Below are 14,504 nucleotides of genomic sequence, written 5' to 3'. Positions count from 1 at the left end.
GCCATTTGCGGCCGGCTCGCCGTCGTGCCACCATGCACACACCGCCGCTCGCCCAACCATGAAAACCATTGAGCATGAACCGCCCCGATCCCGATGAGTTACTCGACAAGCTGCAACGCGACGAAGAAAAACGTCAGCGAGGCAGGCTGAAGATTTTTTTCGGCGCGTCGGCGGGCGTCGGCAAAACCTATGCGATGTTGCAGGCCGCGCGCCGGCGTCACGATGAAGGCGCGGACGTGGTGGTCGGCATCGCCGAAACGCATGGCCGCACCGAAACCGCTGCGCTGCTCGACGGTCTCGACGTGCTGCCGCTCGCGCATATCGAATATCGCGGCCGCAAGCTCGGCGAGTTCGATCTCGACGCCGCGCTCGCCCGCAAGCCGGCACTGATTCTGGTCGACGAACTCGCGCATTCGAACGTGCAGGGCGCGCGGCATCTGAAGCGCTGGCAGGACGTGTACGAGTTGCTCGACGCGGGCATCGACGTCTATACGACGGTCAACGTCCAGCACCTCGAAAGCCTGAACGACGTGGTCGGCCAGATCACCGGTATTCGTGTCTGGGAGACGGTGCCGGACCGCGTGTTCGATCGCGCCGACGAAGTCACGCTGGTCGACTTGCCCGCCGAGGAACTGCTCGACCGGATGCGCGACGGCAAGGTGTACATGCCGCAGCAGGCCGAGCGGGCGGTGCGCAACTTCTTTCGCAAAGGCAATCTGATCGCGCTGCGCGAGCTGGCGCTGCGCCGCACCGCGGATCGTGTCGATGCGCAAATGCGCGAGTATCGCGCCGACCGTTCCATCCAACGCATCTGGCAGGCGCGCGAGCGCTTGCTGGTGTGCGTCGGCCCCGGCCCGGAAGCGCCGATGCTGGTGCGCGCGGCGGCGCGTCTGGCCGCCAGCCTGAAGGCCGACTGGATCGCCGTCTATGTGGAGACGCCGGCGCTGCAGCGTTTGCCGGATGAGCGCCGCGAACGCACGCTGAACGCTTTGAAGCTCGCCGCTGAACTCGGCGCCGAAACCGCGACGCTCGCGGCCGCCGACGCAGCCGTCGCGTTGATCGGCTATGCGCAGGCGCGCAACGTGTCGAAGCTGGTGGCCGGCGCGTCGTTGCGCACGGGCGTGAAGCGCTGGCTGTGGCGACCGCTCGGCGAACGTATCGCCGAGAAGGCGGGCGATCTCGATCTCACGCTGATTCGTGCCTCGTCCGAACTCGACAGCGGCGAGCATCGCCATCTGCTGAACACCACCGCGAACGCATGGCGCGAGGCACTGAGCGCGGCGCGCGAACGCCGCTCGCCGCCGCGCGCATACGGCTTCGCGCTGTTGATCTGCGCGGCCATCACGCTGCTGGCGAGTCAGTTGAGCGAGCATATCGATCTGACCAACCTCGTCATGCTGTATCTGCTCGGCGTGATCTTCGCGGCGGCGAAGCTCGGGCGCGGCCCCGGCGTGGTGCTGTCGTTCATGAGCGTAGCCGCGTTCGACTTTTTCTTCGTGCCGCCGCGCATGTCGCTGACGGTTTCCGATACGCAGTATCTGCTGACCTTCCTGGGCATGCTGCTGACCTCGCTGGTGATCAGCCATCTGACCTCGAGCCTGCGCCGCGAGGCGAGCGTGGCGCGGCGCCGCGAGCAGCGCACCGGCGCGATGTACGCGATGGCGCGCGAACTGGCCGCGGCGCTGACCATGGAACAGATCGTCGGCATCGGCAGCCGTCATGTGAGCGAGGTGTTCGGCGCGCGCGTGGCGATTCTGTTGCCGGACAGCGCCGATCAGGTGAAGCAGAAGATCGAGGATCCGGACGCGGCGATCACGCTCGAAGGCGAGATGCTCGATAGCGACGTCGGCCAGTGGGTCTACGATCAGCAGAAGCCGGCCGGCCACGGCACCGACACGCTGCCGGCCGCCGCCGCGCTGTACCTGCCGCTCAAGGCGCCGATGCGCACGCGCGGCGTGCTCGCGGTCGTGATGCGCGACAAGGGCGAACTCGACGTGCCCGAGCAGCAGCGCATGCTCGACGCGTTCGCCGCGCAGATCGCGCTCGCGCTGGAACGGGTGCATTACGTGGACATCGCGCGCGATGCGCTCGTCAACATGGAGTCGGAGCGCCTGCGCAACTCGTTGTTGTCGGCAATCTCGCACGATCTGCGCACGCCGTTGACGACCATCGTCGGCTTCTCGTCGATGCTGGCGCAATCGCCCGAGGCGCAGCCCAACAGCGAGCTGGTCGAAGCGATTCACGAGGAAGCGCTGCGCATGACCGGCATCGTCACGAATCTGCTCGACATGGCCCGCCTGCAGGCGGGCAGTCTGCAACTGAATCAGCAATGGACGCTGCTCGAAGAAACGGTGGGCGCCGCGCTGCGCGCGTGCAAACGCGTGCTGGCGAATCATCCGGTGCAGGTGAAACTGCCCGCTGATCTGCCGCTCTTGCACCTCGACGCCGTGCTGATGGAGCGGCTCTTCTCCAACCTGTTCGAGAACGCCGCCAAATACACCGTGCCGGCCACGCCGCTGACGATCGGCGCGCAGCGTCTCGACGCGGACGGCAAGTCGTTCGTGCGCGTCACGGTGGACGATACCGGTCCTGGCCTGCCCGCCGGCATGGAAGCGCGGGTGTTCGAGAAGTTCACCCGCGGCGAGAAGGAGTCGGCCAAGCCGGGCATCGGCCTGGGCCTCGCGATCTGCCGCGCGATCGTCGAGGCGCATGGCGGTACAATCGGCGCGCTCAATCGCGTGTCGGCGGACGGCCGTGTCGAGGGCGCGCGCTTCTGGTTCACGCTGCCGGTGGAAACGCCGCCCGACGCACCGGATGCACTGGAAAACGAAGGCGCCGATTCCCTGACCCACGTCGACACCGGCGGCGATTCAACTCTTAACCCGCTTTCCAAGCCTAGCCATGAGTGACCCCAGCATCACCGTCGTCCTGATCGAAGACGAAAAGCAGATTCGCCGCTTTGTGCGAACGGCGCTGGAAGGCGAGGGCATCGTCGTGCACGACGCCGAAACCGGCAAGCAGGGTCTCGTCGAAGCCGCGACGCGCAAGCCCGATCTGGTGATCGTCGATCTCGGCCTGCCCGACACCGACGGTCTCGACGTCATCCGCGAACTGCGCGGCTGGAGCGAGCTGCCGGTGATCGTGCTGTCGGCGCGCACCCAGGAGAGCGAGAAAGTCGCCGCGCTCGATGCCGGCGCGGACGACTACCTCACCAAGCCGTTCGGCGTGTCCGAACTGCTGGCGCGGATCCGCGCGCATATGCGGCGGCGCAATCAAGGCGGCGCCAACGAATCGCCGCAGGTGCGCTTCGGCACGGTAACCGTCGACCTGGCGCTGCGGCAGGTGAGCCGCGACGGCGTCGTCGTGCATCTGACGCCGATCGAATACCGGCTGCTCGCGACGCTCGTGCGCCATGCCGGCCGCGTGCTGACGCACCGGCAGTTGCTGCGCGACGTGTGGGGGCCGTCGCATGTCGAGAGCCATCACTATCTGCGCATCTATATGGCGCATCTGCGCGGCAAGCTCGAACGCGATCCGGCGCAGCCGGAACACATCATCACGGAAACGGGTGTCGGATACCGGCTGGTGGGCGCGGTTTGAGATTGTGTGGGTAATTTGCCACAGCGCGGCGCGCTTCCTGGCAGCGGGCCGCTGCCGGTGTCGTTGAGGCGGCTTTGCTACAATTACGGATCGTAAGGACGACCTTGCGGTTTCACAAACGGGGACGGCCCCATCTGACCATGGAGCTGTCTCATGTCCTGGATTCTGCTGTTGATTGCCGGTTTGCTCGAAGTCGCGTGGGCGGCCGGACTCAAAACCTCCGAAGGTTTCACCCGTCTCTGGCCTTCCGTGTTCACGGTCGTGACCGCGCTCGGCAGCTTTGCGCTGCTCGCCATGGCCATGCGCCAGTTGCCGCTCGGCACCGCCTATGCGGTGTGGACAGGGATCGGCGCGGTCGGCGCGTTCGTCTTCGGGATCGTGATGATGGGCGAGGCCTTGACCGTCGCGCGCGTCGCCAGCGCGGCGCTGATCGTGATCGGACTGATCGGGTTGAAGCTGTCTTCCGGGCATTGAGCCCCGCATTCCAGACCGCCGCCGGGCGTCTTTCACCATCTGCCTGCGCCCGGCGCGCGCTTCCATTTGAACCCCCAGTTATTGTCCGCTCTGCGTTCTGCGAATTAACGTGGCTATAATGAGATCGAATCCAACCTGAAATTGTCCGCGGCCCATTTGGCGCGACCGGCTTGGCGCGGGTCTGACGACTTCGATGCGGCTTCCCCATTAGCGGCCAGTCGAAGCGCCCGGCACGCACAGCGCGCCTGGAGGCGGCCATGCTTGAATCACTTTCGCTCGCGGCGGGCCTCTCATGGGGCAGCGGCCTGCGCCTCTATCTGACGGTACTGCTGGCCGGCGTGTTCGCTCGGCTCGGCCTCGTCCATCTTCCCGATACGCTCTCCGCGTTGTCTTCGCCGTGGGTCATCGGCGTGGCGGGCGTGCTGACCGTCACCGAATTCCTCGCCGACAAGATCCCCGCGTTCGATTCGCTGTGGGACGCGGTCCATACCTTCATTCGCATTCCAGCGGGCGCCGTGCTGGCGGCCGGCGCGCTCGGCCATGCCGATCCGGCGCTGTTGACCGTGGCCGCGCTCGCGGGCGGCACGCTGGCGGGCACGGCGCACCTCGCCAAGGCGGGCACGCGCGCGCTGATCAATCTGTCGCCGGAACCGGTGTCGAATGTCGTGACCTCGACCGCCGAGGACGGGCTCGTATTCGGCGGCATGCTGCTCGCGCTGTTCGTGCCGCTTGTCTTTCTGGTGTTGATGGTGGGCTTCCTGATGCTGGCCGGCTGGGCATTGCCGCGGCTCTGGCGTGGGGTGCAGGGCGGTTTTCGCGGCATGGCGACGCATATGGTGTCGCGCTTTGCCAGGAGCAGGCACGATTGAGCGATACGGTACGGGGTTCCACGGCGCGCAGGGCTTTACCTGCGACGCGCCGGTTCGGCGGCTTGGATCTGGTGCGCCAGGCCATTCGCATGACGTCGCGCGACTGGCGCGCGGGCGAGTTGACGGTGCTCCTGCTGGCGCTGGTTCTGGCCGTGGCGGCTTTGTCGAGTGTCGGCTTTCTGGCTGATCGTCTGCACCAGGGGCTCGAGCGCGACGCGCGGCGCATGATTGCCGCCGACTTCATCGTGCGGTCCGATCATCCGGTCGATCCGCAATTCGCCGGTCAAGCCAAAGCGCTCGGTCTGAACACCGCCACCACGGCGATCTTTCCCAGCATGATCAATTCGACCGGCGCGCAGCCGGTTTCGCGGCTCGCCGCCATCAAGGCGGTGTCGCCGGGTTATCCGCTGCGCGGCGCGTTGCGCATCGCGTCGGCGCCGGGCGCGGCGGACCATCCGGCGCAAGCGATTCCGTCGCCGGGCACCGTATGGGTCGATCAGGCGCTGCTCGACGCGTTGAAGGTGCATATCGGCGATGCGGTGAAAGTCGGCGGTCGCAACTTCACGATCGGCGCGGTGATCACGCGCGAGCTCGACCGTGGTTTCTCATTCGTCAATTTTTCGCCGCGCCTGATGCTGCGCGCCGACGACGTAGCCTCGACCGGCCTCGTCACCTACGGCAGCCGTGTGACGTACCGCTTGCTGGTGGCCGGGTCTGACGAGTCGGTGGCGCATTTCGCGCAGTTCGCGCACGAGCGGGTGGACGGCGGCAAGATGCGTGGGGTCGCGCTCGAATCCTTGCAGGACGGCCAGCCGCAAGTGCGCCAGACGCTCGATCGCGCGAGTCACTTCCTCACGCTCGTCTCGCTGCTCACCGCGTTGCTGGCGGCCGTGGCAATCGCAATGGCCGCGCATCGCTATATGCGCCGGCATCTGGACGGCTGCGCGGCGATGCGTTGTCTCGGCGTCAGCCAGTCAAGTTTGCGCGCGCTCTTCACGCTCGAATTCGTCGGACTCGGTTTGATGGGCGGCGCGCTGGGCGTGGCGCTCGGTTATCTCGGGCATCTCGCGCTGCTCACGTGGCTCGGCAGTCTGATCGATGTCGCGCTGCCGTATCCGACGGCATGGCCGGCGCTCGAAGGCATCGCGGCCGGTCTCGTGCTGTTGCTGGGCTTCGCGTTGCCGCCGCTGTTGCCGCTCACGCGTGTGCCGCCGGTGCGCGTGCTGCGCCGCGAATGGGGCGAAGCGGGACGCACCGCGTGGGCGGCTTACGCGCTCGGCATCGTCCTGTTCGCCGCGCTGTTGATCGTCGCGGCGGGCGAACTGAAGCTCGGCGGGATCGTGGCGGGCGGTTTCGCGGGCGGCTTGCTGGTGTTCGCGTGCATCGCGCGGCTGGCGTTGTGGGGCGCGGCGCGCGTGGTGCGCAGCGAGCGCGTGAATGCGGGGATTGGCTGGCGTTATGCGCTGGCGTCGCTCGAACGGCGCAGCAGCGCGAGCGCATTGCAGATCACCGCGCTCGGCATCGGCCTGATGTGCCTGTTGCTGATCGCCATGACGCGCAACGACCTGGTGGCCGGCTGGCGCAAATCGACGCCGCCGGACGCGCCGAACGAATTCATCATCGACATTCAGCCCGACCAGCGCGACGCCGTCACGCAGTATCTCAGCACGCATGGCGTGCCCGGCACGGTACTCGCACCGATGGTGCGCGGGCGCCTGACGGCGATCAACGGCAAGCCGGTCAATCCGGACGCGTTCAAGGGCGACGATGCCAAGCGTCTCGTGGATCGCGAATTCAATCTGTCGTACACGACCGAGCTGCCCGAGGACAATCGCCTCGCCGCCGGCACATGGTACGGCGACACGAAAACGCCGCAGATTTCGATCGAGCAGGGACTCGCCAAGCTGATCAACGTGAAGCCCGGCGACGTCCTGCGTTTCGACGTGACCGGCTTGCAGATCGACGCGCCGGTCACGAGTGTGCGCAAGCTCGATTGGGGGTCGTTCAAAGTCAACTTCTTCGTGCTGATGCCGCCCGCCGCACTGCAGGATTTCCCGGCGACCTTCATCACGAGCTTCCATCTGCCGCAGGAAAAACAGTCGACCATCGACGGCCTGATCGCCGCCTATCCAAATCTCACGGCCATCGACACCGGTCCGATTCTCGCGCAGGTGCAGCGCGTCTTGCAGCAGGTGATCGGCGCGGTGCAGTTCCTTTTCGCGTTCACGCTCGCGGCGGGTGTGCTCGTGTTGTACGCGGCGCTTGCCGGCACGCGCGATGAGCGTATGCGAGAATCCGCGCTGCTGCGCGCGCTGGGCGCGTCGCATCGCCAGGTGCGGGCGGTGCAGATCGCCGAGTTCGTCGCGGTGGGCGCATTGGCGGGTCTGATGGCAGCCGTTGGCGCGCAGGTCATCGGCTATGTGTTGGCGACGCGCGTGTTCGAGTTTTATCTGAGCTTCGACCCGTGGTTGTTGCCGGCGGGCATTGCCGCCGGCATCGCGTGTGCTGGCGTGGGCGGCTGGTTGAGCTTGCGGCATGTGCTCGCGCGGCCCGCGTTGCAATCGTTGCGGGACGCGTGATTTTTTTATCGGTTAGTGAGCAGGTATGAGTGATTTGAACGACGAAGTGTCCGCGGCGCAGCCGACGGCCTTCGAACTGGTGGGCGGCGAAGCGCGCGTGCGCGAACTGGTCGACCGCTTTTACGACTTGATGGATCTCGAAGCGGACTTCGCTGGAATCCGCGCGTTGCATCCGGAATCGCTCGATGGTTCGCGCGACAAGTTCTTCTGGTTTTTGTGCGGATGGATGGGCGGCCCCGATCACTACATCAGCCGGTTCGGTCATCCGCGCTTGCGCGCGCGGCATCTGCCGTTCGCGATTGCATCCAGCGAGCGCGATCAGTGGCTCAGATGCATGGCATGGGCCATGGAAGATGTCGGTCTTGCCGAGCCACTGAGGGAGCGCCTGCTCGGCTCGTTCTTCGAAACGGCTGACTGGATGCGCAACCGGAATGGCTAACGGGCCGGGCTCGGGGCAGACATCCGGCGCAGGATCCGCGGACTATGCTGACTTGCCGCAGGAAGCGCGCGAAGTGCTCGACTGCTGGTTCGGCGTACCGGGCGCGCCGGAGTTCGGCACGGAGCGCAAAATCTGGTTTTCACGCAACGCGGCTTTCGACACGATGCTGCGGGAACGCTTCGGTGCCCTGATCGACTCGGCGCGCGAGTCCGCGCTCGACAACTGGACACAAACACCGCTCGGCGCGCTGGCGCTGGTCATCGTGCTGGATCAGTTCTCGCGCAATTGTCATCGCAACACGGCGCGCGCGTTCGCCGCCGACCAGAAGGCATTGCGTACCGCGCAGCAGATGATTGCCAGCGGGGCCGACCGCCTGTTGCCTACCGTGCATCATCGCGTATTTGCTTATCTGCCGTTCGAGCACGACGAGACGCTCGCCAGCCAGCGCGAGTCGCTGCGTCTATTCGAGCAGTTGGAAAAGGAACCGGGCAGTGAGTCGTATTACCGGTCCGCGGTGCGGCACGCGGAAATCATCGAGCGGTTCGGACGCTTTCCGCATCGCAATGCGTTGCTCGGGCGTCCCTCGACAGCAGAAGAAATTGCCTTCCTGCGCGAACCCGGTTCATCGTTCTAGGTGCAATGCGCCGCTGCTGGTCGACGCGCGCGGCGCATCAGGACGAGGACAAAGAAGCTCAGCGTCCGCCGGACACGTCAAGCAGGGCGCCCGTCACGTACGAGGCGGCGTCGCTCAATAACCACACAATGGTTTCCGCGACTTCGTCGGCCGTGCCGGGGCGGCCGAGCGGCGTGCTCGCGCCAAGTTGCGCGGCGCGCTCGGGCTTGCCGCCGCTCGCGTGGATCTCGGTATCGATCAAACCAGGGCGCACCGCGTTCACGCGCACGCCTCGCGGGCCGAGTTCCTTGGCGAGACCGAGCGTCATCGTATCGACGGCGCCTTTCGAGCCGGCATAGTCGACGTATTCGTTCGGTGAACCAAGCCGCGACGCCGCCGACGACACGTTGACGATCACGCCGCCCGCGCCGCCGCGATCGGAGGACATGCGCCGCGCGGCTTCGCGCGCGCACAGATACGCGCCCAGTACGTTGACGTCGAACATGCGTTTCAGGCGCGCGAGGTCCATGTCGGCGAGCTGGCTGGACGGCGCGACGATGCCGGCGTTATTGACGAGTGCATCGAGCCGGCCGAACTTCTGCTGAAGCGCATCGAACATCGCGAGCACGTCGGCTTCATTCGCGACGTCGCCGGCAAGCGTCAAGGCGCGGCCGCCGGCGCGTTCCACTTCGGCGGCGGTGTCTTGCGCCGCGGCGAGATTTTGCGCGTAATTCACGCCGACGGACCAGCCGCGCGCACCCAGCAAACGCGCGGTCGCGCGGCCAATGCCGCGGCTGCCACCGGTGATCAGAACGGCTTTCGTCATCGCAACCTCAACGTTAGGGGAAATTCAGACCGCGTCGCGCGTGATCGCCCACTTGTCGCTGACGGGCGGCTGGTAGCGTTGCAGCTTGCCGATCAACCCGGCGGGATCGGCGTCGATCTGCAGGATGTCGAAATAGGTCCGGCGCATGAAGCCTTCGTCGACCGTGTGCTGAAGCATGTTGATCAGCGGATCATAGAAGCCGTCGATATTCAGCAGTGCCACCGCTTTCTGGTGGTAGCCGAGTTGCGCCCACGTGAAGACCTCGAACAGTTCTTCGAGCGTGCCCGCGCCGCCCGGCATCGCGACGAACGCGTCGGACAGGTCGGCCATCATCTTCTTGCGGTGATGCATGTCGGGCACGACATGCAGTTCGGTCAGGCCGTTATGGCCGACTTCCTTGTTGACCAGCAGCTCGGGAATCACGCCGATCGCGCGGCCGCCTTCGGCCATCACCGTATCGGCGATCACGCCCATCAGGCCGACCTTGCCGCCGCCGTAGACCAGCGCGAGATCGGCTTGCACCAGCGCGCGGCCGAAGGCGCGCGCCGCTTCCGCATACAACGGTCTGGCTCCGTTGGAGGAGCCGCAATACACACACACCGACTTCATGCTCAAACGTCCTTCGGTTCGTTGCGGGGCGCGGCGCCTTCCTTGGGCGGCAGGTAGTCGTAAAACTCGCGCTTGGGCAGCTTGCCCGACACGAGGTCGTCGAAAATCTGCCGCGAGCGGCCGCGCAGATAAGGCGCCATCAGCGATACGATCTGCACGCTCACCTGATGCAGCTCCGCGCGCATCGCTTCCTGCTCGTTGTATTTGCGCGGGTTCATCACGAACTGATACGAGAGCCAATACGTGCCGATCACGCCGACGTTGGTGGCGATCACATGCAGCTCTTCCGGCGTGACGACCATTTCGCCGTCGGCGACGAGCTGTTCGCAGAACTGGCTCGCAAAACGCACCTTGTGGCTGATGATCTGCTTGAAGTGCGTTTCGAGCGTGCGATTGCGCGCCAGCAGATCGTTCAGGTCACGATACAGGAAACGATAGCGCCACGTGAAATCGACCATGTACTGCAGATACGACCACATTTCGTCGATGGTCGCGCGATGGTCTTCGGGGAAGCGCAGACGCTTTTCGATCTCCTGCTCGAACTGGCTGAAGATGCTGTTGATGATGTCGTCTTTGTTGCGGAAGTGGTAGTACAGGTTGCCTGGACTGATTTCCATTTCCTCGGCGATCGTCGTCGTCGTGACGTTCGGCTCGCCGATTTCGTTGAACAGTTTCAACGACAGTTCGAGAATCCGTTCGCGCGTGCGGCGGGGAGGTTTGGCTTCCATGTCGTCCGGCCCTGGTTACGCCGGGCTGGGGCACACGGCGGCGTGCCGCAGTTTGCGTGATCCACCCGGACGCGGTTGGTGTATCGGACGATTATAAACCGAGCGTTCTTATACCAAGCGGATAGTCGGGGTTTTCATTGCTCGAGGCGATTTCGCGCGCCGTTCGACGGCGGCTCGAGCGCGTTCAAACGCGCTGACAGGTGACTTCACATCCACGCCTTGATCCAATGCACGACAAGCGGCCCGACGATCAGCAGCCAGGTCATCAGGCACATGCCGAGTGCGACCATCACGGCCGCGCTGCCGAGATCCTTCGCGCGGCGCGAGAGCTCGTGGCGTTCGAGCGAAATGCGGTCGATGGCCGCTTCCACGCTCGAATTCAGCAACTCGACGATCAGCACGAGCAGCACGGAGCCGAGCAGCAACACGCGCGACACCGGCTCGACCGGCACCAGCACGCCGCAGGGAATCAGGATCGCGGCGAGCGTGAGTTCCTGGCGAAACGCGCTTTCCTCGCGAATCGCGACGCGAAAGCCGGCGAGCGAATTCTTCATCGCGTGCCAGGCGCGCGTGAGGCCGCGATTGCCTTTATAAGGATTGAAAGGCAGCGGCGTGAGTGGATCGTCGGGACTGAGGGGTTCGTTCTGCGTCTCGTGTTGCGTGCCGTTTTGTTGCGTACCGTGCGCAGCGCTTGCGCCGTTCATGCCGTTCAAACCATGCGCGTGATCTGCATGATTCGACGTGCCTGGCTCGCTGACGTCGTCGAACGGTTCGATGCTTGCGTTGTCGTTGTCATTGTCGGCATCGACGGCACGCAGCGCGCCGTTCGGCGCGCGCCCCACGGTGGATGATCTGGTTCGCATGGACAACTCGGCACGCCGCGTCACGCGGCGGCGCTTTCCTCTCGGTACGAAGCGCGCGGCAGCGGCTTCAGATGCGCGGCGAATTGCTCGGAGGCCGCCGCCCACGAGAAGCGTTCGGCCCACGCGCGCGCATGGTTGCGGTCGATCTTCAAGGCTTCGAGACAGGCTTCGCGCAGGTCCTCGTGCATCGCACCCGCGCCGCCGTCGCCGAGCACATCGATCGGACCGGTGACGGGATACGCCGCGACCGGCGTGCCGCAGGCGAGCGCTTCGAGCAGCACGAGCCCGAACGTGTCGGTGCGGCTCGGGAACACGAAGACGTCCGCCGCCGCATAGACCTTCGCCAGTTCGGCCTGCGTCAGCACGCCCAGGTAATTCGCTTGCGGATAGCGCGACTTCAGTTCGGCGAGCGCTGGACCTTCACCGGCGACCCACTTCGAGCCGGGCAGATCGAGCTTCAGAAATGCCTCGACGTTCTTCTCGACCGCCACGCGCCCCACGTACAGAAAGATCGGCCGTGCGCTGTTGAGCACCTTCGAGTCCATCTGGTGAAAGATGTCCAGGTCGACGCCGCGCGTCCACAGCACGACGTTGGTGAAGCCGAATTTTTCGAGGTCGCTCTTGACGACTGGCGTGGGCGCCATCACCGCCAACGACGGCTTGTGAAACCAGTGCAGGAACTTGTAGGTCGCGGCAAGCGGAATGCCGAAGCGCGCCTGCACGTACTCCGGAAAACGCGTGTGATAAGCGGTCGTGAACGGCAGCTTGTGCTGGATCGCGTAAGCGCGGGCGGCCATGCCGAGCGGCCCTTCGGTGGCGATGTGCAACGCGTCGGGCGAGAAGGCGTCGATACGCTCGCGCAGTTTGCGGCGCGGCAGCAGCGAGAGGCGGATCTCGGGATAAGTCGGGCAAGGGATCGTTTTGAATTCGAGCGGCGTCAGCAGATCGACGTGATGGCCGAGCGCGCTGAGTTCGCGCGTGGTGTTTTTCAGCGTGCGCACGACGCCATTGACCTGCGGTTCCCATGCGTCGGTGACGATCATGATCTTCATCGGTTTCGGCCCAATAGAAGTTAAGAGGGACTACGCGGTCGCCCGGGCCTTTTGCACGCCCACTTCCGGGGAGCGCATCACGGTCCAGTAGATCACCTTGAGTTCGCCTTCATACGTCTCGACGAGTGCCGACAGGCTTTCGACCCAATCGCCGTCGTTGCAATACAGGACGCCGTCGATATCGCGTATCTCTGCTTTGTGGATGTGCCCGCACACCACGCCGTCGCAGCCGCGCCGGCGCGCTTCGTCGGTCATCACGCGTTCGAACGAGGAGATGAAATTCACCGCGTTCTTCACCTGATGCTTCAGGTACTGCGACAGCGACCAGTACGGAAAACCGAGCCGGCTGCGGATCCGGTTGAACCAGCGGTTCAGGATCAGGATCATGGTGTAGAGCGTGTCGCCGAGATAGGCGAGCCACTTGGCGTGCTGGATCACGCCGTCGAACAGATCGCCGTGCACGATCCACAGACGCTTGCCGGTGAGCGTGGTGTGAAACGCCTCGCCGCGCACGTGGATGTCGCCGAACGCGAGGTCGCAGAACTGGCGCGCGGCTTCGTCGTGATTGCCGGGCACGTAGATCACTTGCGTGCCTTTGCGCGCCTTGCGCAGCACCTTCTGCACGACGTCGTTGTGCGCCTGCGGCCAGTACCAGCCTTTCTTCAACTGCCAGCCGTCGATGATGTCGCCGACGAGGTACAGATATTCCGACTCGTTATGGCGCAGGAAGTCGAGCAGATAGGGCGCCTGGCAGCCGCTCGAGCCGAGATGGATGTCGGAGAGCCAGATGGTGCGGTAGCGGTGCGGCTCGGCGTGGTCGTCGTCGTGCTGACCGCCTTTGCCGTCGAGCGGCAGTGGCGCCACGGGCAACGGCAAGCCGTGACTATGATTGGGTTCCGGGCGGAACGCGACAGGGTCGACGCTCGGGCCGGTCTGGCGGAACAGGGAAGTCGCGGACGTTTTGGGGTCCATGGCTCACGCGTCGAGTTGCGGTGCCCGTATTGGGCCAAGTGTGCGTGACTGTGCCGTGACAGTCATGAGAAGTTCTTATTACTGTTGGGCGCGGGAGGGGAGGCGGTGGACGGGAGAGGCGGGGGATCAGAAATATGGACGGCCATCATGGGCGCGGCTCGCGCGGCGTAGCGGTGGGTCGACGGGCGCGCGAAGTTCATGGACTGTTAGCGCGGGCGCGACCGGCGTAGTGTGGTAACGAGCCGACAGGAGAGCGCAATAATTGTCCTGTCGGCACGGCCGCGGTCGGCATGACGCGCGCCGCGTGATGACGGCCCGGCCCAACAGATAAGCGAAACATCGACCGGCCGACTCGAGACGGATCAGCGCGAAACGATGATGACCCGTGTGCCGGCGAGGCGGTCGTGCAGAAATCGACGCTGCGGATCGAAACGCCCGGTGGCGGCCCACAGCACGAACCAGATGCCGGCGATCAGCAGCGTCTGCGGCAGCTTGAGTCCGAGCAGCGGATGCAGCGCGAGCGGCGGCAAAAACCACAACCACGCGAGCACGTAGCGGGCGATTGCACGACCGGTGGAGAGCGGCGCGCCGTCGGCGGCGACGACGCGCAGGCGCCAGGTTTTCATCGGCAGGGTCTGGCCGCTGTGGGTCCAGAACCAGACGAAATACACGCCGACCACGAGGCCGATCCATGTTGCCAGCAGGTTGTGATGGGTCAGGCCGTTGCGTTGCTGCGTCAGCGTGCTGAACAGGTAGCCGGCGATGAACACTACGCCGAACAGGATCAGTGCTTCGTAGAGCAGCGCCGCGAGGCGCCGCCGGACGGTGGGTGCGTTGGTATCGGTGGGCAACGCCGGGGTCGTGAGCGGCTGGGACACGG

General features: G+C 65.2%; 14 protein-coding genes. 7 read left to right on the top strand and 7 right to left on the bottom strand.

Features of this window, described 5'->3' with window-relative positions; translation table 11 throughout:
- Nucleotides 1-74 precede the first annotated feature (74 nt).
- From RI103_RS13440 to RI103_RS13410, 7 genes are all read left to right on the top strand, one after another.
- Entirely contained in the window at nucleotides 75-2,909 is a 2,835-nt protein-coding gene (locus RI103_RS13440) for a DUF4118 domain-containing protein (RefSeq protein WP_310812470.1), read from the top strand.
- Complete coding sequence (kdpE, locus tag RI103_RS13435) at nucleotides 2,902-3,600, top strand: two-component system response regulator KdpE (protein ID WP_168793126.1); 699 nt, start codon at nucleotides 2,902-2,904, stop codon at nucleotides 3,598-3,600. The genes RI103_RS13440 and kdpE overlap by 8 nt, the downstream gene beginning before the upstream one ends.
- 153 nt (nucleotides 3,601-3,753) lie before the next feature.
- A complete protein-coding gene (gene sugE / locus RI103_RS13430) occupies nucleotides 3,754-4,074 on the top strand; it encodes a quaternary ammonium compound efflux SMR transporter SugE (protein ID WP_310812469.1) in 321 nt (106 codons plus the stop codon).
- Nucleotides 4,075-4,331: 257 nt separating this feature from the next.
- A complete protein-coding gene (locus RI103_RS13425) occupies nucleotides 4,332-4,943 on the top strand; it encodes a DUF4126 domain-containing protein (RefSeq protein ID WP_007175644.1) in 612 nt (203 codons plus the stop codon).
- Nucleotides 4,940-7,522, top strand: coding sequence for an FtsX-like permease family protein (locus RI103_RS13420; protein WP_310812468.1), 2,583 nt, complete (start codon nucleotides 4,940-4,942; stop codon nucleotides 7,520-7,522). Before RI103_RS13425 ends, RI103_RS13420 begins: the two co-directional genes overlap by 4 nt.
- Nucleotides 7,523-7,547: 25 nt before the next feature.
- Nucleotides 7,548-7,961, top strand: a complete 414-nt coding sequence (locus tag RI103_RS13415) for a group II truncated hemoglobin (RefSeq protein ID WP_310812467.1) — start codon at nucleotides 7,548-7,550, stop codon at nucleotides 7,959-7,961.
- On the top strand, nucleotides 7,954-8,595 hold the full coding sequence (locus RI103_RS13410) for a DUF924 family protein (RefSeq protein WP_310812466.1): 642 nt from the start codon (nucleotides 7,954-7,956) through the stop codon (nucleotides 8,593-8,595). The genes RI103_RS13415 and RI103_RS13410 overlap by 8 nt, the downstream gene beginning before the upstream one ends.
- Nucleotides 8,596-8,653: 58 nt before the next feature.
- On the opposite strand, the gene RI103_RS13405 is transcribed toward RI103_RS13410, so the two are convergent.
- From RI103_RS13405 to RI103_RS13375, 7 genes are all read right to left on the bottom strand, one after another.
- Nucleotides 8,654-9,400, bottom strand: a complete 747-nt coding sequence (locus RI103_RS13405) for an SDR family oxidoreductase (protein WP_310812465.1) — start codon at nucleotides 9,398-9,400, stop codon at nucleotides 8,654-8,656.
- A gap of 24 nt (nucleotides 9,401-9,424) precedes the next feature.
- Entirely contained in the window at nucleotides 9,425-10,009 is a 585-nt protein-coding gene (locus RI103_RS13400) for a TIGR00730 family Rossman fold protein (RefSeq protein ID WP_310812464.1), read from the bottom strand.
- Nucleotides 10,010-10,011: 2 nt separating this feature from the next.
- Entirely contained in the window at nucleotides 10,012-10,737 is a 726-nt protein-coding gene (locus RI103_RS13395; protein WP_310812463.1) for a TetR/AcrR family transcriptional regulator, read from the bottom strand.
- A 206-nt stretch (nucleotides 10,738-10,943) separates the two neighbouring features.
- A complete protein-coding gene (locus RI103_RS13390) occupies nucleotides 10,944-11,600 on the bottom strand; it encodes a diacylglycerol kinase (RefSeq protein ID WP_310812462.1) in 657 nt (218 codons plus the stop codon).
- 20 nt (nucleotides 11,601-11,620) lie between these two features.
- Nucleotides 11,621-12,652, bottom strand: coding sequence for a glycosyltransferase family 1 protein (locus RI103_RS13385; RefSeq protein WP_106306728.1), 1,032 nt, complete (start codon nucleotides 12,650-12,652; stop codon nucleotides 11,621-11,623).
- Between the two features lie 30 nt (nucleotides 12,653-12,682).
- Nucleotides 12,683-13,624, bottom strand: a complete 942-nt coding sequence (locus RI103_RS13380) for a UDP-2,3-diacylglucosamine diphosphatase (protein ID WP_310812461.1) — start codon at nucleotides 13,622-13,624, stop codon at nucleotides 12,683-12,685.
- Nucleotides 13,625-13,986: 362 nt separating this feature from the next.
- Complete coding sequence (locus RI103_RS13375) at nucleotides 13,987-14,502, bottom strand: RDD family protein (RefSeq protein WP_310812460.1); 516 nt, start codon at nucleotides 14,500-14,502, stop codon at nucleotides 13,987-13,989.
- Nucleotides 14,503-14,504 lie beyond the last annotated feature (2 nt).

Source organism: Paraburkholderia sp. FT54, from assembly GCF_031585635.1.
Lineage (GTDB): Bacteria > Pseudomonadota > Gammaproteobacteria > Burkholderiales > Burkholderiaceae > Paraburkholderia.
This window is presented reverse-complemented; position numbering and strand designations above follow the sequence as displayed.

Bases quoted from the DNA above. Each gene is read 5' to 3' on its own strand.
- RI103_RS13425 (WP_007175644.1), top strand. From the start codon at position 4,332: ATGCTTGAATCACTTTCGCTCGCGGCGGGCCTCTCATGGGGCAGCGGC.
- RI103_RS13380 (WP_310812461.1), bottom strand. From the start codon at position 13,624: ATGGACCCCAAAACGTCCGCGACTTCCCTGTTCCGCCAGACCGGCCCG.
- sugE (WP_310812469.1), top strand. From the start codon at position 3,754: ATGTCCTGGATTCTGCTGTTGATTGCCGGTTTGCTCGAAGTCGCGTGG.
- RI103_RS13405 (WP_310812465.1), bottom strand. From the start codon at position 9,400: ATGACGAAAGCCGTTCTGATCACCGGTGGCAGCCGCGGCATTGGCCGC.
- RI103_RS13400 (WP_310812464.1), bottom strand. From the start codon at position 10,009: ATGAAGTCGGTGTGTGTGTATTGCGGCTCCTCCAACGGAGCCAGACCG.
- RI103_RS13385 (WP_106306728.1), bottom strand. From the start codon at position 12,652: ATGAAGATCATGATCGTCACCGACGCATGGGAACCGCAGGTCAATGGC.
- RI103_RS13410 (WP_310812466.1), top strand. From the start codon at position 7,954: ATGGCTAACGGGCCGGGCTCGGGGCAGACATCCGGCGCAGGATCCGCG.
- RI103_RS13390 (WP_310812462.1), bottom strand. From the start codon at position 11,600: ATGCGAACCAGATCATCCACCGTGGGGCGCGCGCCGAACGGCGCGCTG.
- kdpE (WP_168793126.1), top strand. From the start codon at position 2,902: ATGAGTGACCCCAGCATCACCGTCGTCCTGATCGAAGACGAAAAGCAG.
- RI103_RS13415 (WP_310812467.1), top strand. From the start codon at position 7,548: ATGAGTGATTTGAACGACGAAGTGTCCGCGGCGCAGCCGACGGCCTTC.
- RI103_RS13440 (WP_310812470.1), top strand. From the start codon at position 75: ATGAACCGCCCCGATCCCGATGAGTTACTCGACAAGCTGCAACGCGAC.
- RI103_RS13395 (WP_310812463.1), bottom strand. From the start codon at position 10,737: ATGGAAGCCAAACCTCCCCGCCGCACGCGCGAACGGATTCTCGAACTG.